1 protein-coding gene is annotated in these 470 nt (G+C 71.9%); it reads right to left on the reverse strand.

What is annotated here, in order from left to right; translation table 11 throughout:
* Positions 1-113: 113 nt before the first annotated feature.
* Positions 114-470 (reverse strand): dihydrofolate reductase (locus GVL61_RS24455; RefSeq protein WP_159983870.1); only part of this gene is annotated, 357 nt, incomplete at its 5' end.

Consider the following 470-nt stretch of genomic DNA (forward strand, 5'->3'; position numbering starts at 1 on the left):
GGCCAGCACCTGCGGCAGCCGGACGGAGAGGGAGTTGACGTTCCAGGTGGCCAGCTTCATGGGGCAGTTCGGTGGACGGACAAAAGGGGCAGCAGGCGGCGTGCGAGCGGGGCTCAGCGCCGCCGGTAGCTCACGAAGGAGAACGGCAGGCCGCTGACCGCCGACTGCTGTACGGGGCTGCGGGCGACTTCGTGCCATTCCGGCCCGAGGACGGGAGCGAACGCATCGCCGTCGAAGTCCTGGTGGATCTCGGTCACCTCGACGCCGTCCGCGAGCGGCAGCGCCTGCGCATAGATCTGGGCGCCGCCGATGATCCAGGCCACGCCGCCGTTCGCCCGGGCGATGCCGAGGGCTTCGTCCAGGCTGGCTGCGCGCAGCGCGCCGTCCGCGTTCCAGTCCGACTGCCGCGTGACGACGATGTTGGCGCGGCCCGGCAGGGGGCGGAAGCGCGGCGGGAGCGAATCCCAGGT

Source organism: Novosphingobium sp. 18050 (genome assembly GCF_902706195.1).
GTDB lineage: Bacteria > Pseudomonadota > Alphaproteobacteria > Sphingomonadales > Sphingomonadaceae > Novosphingobium.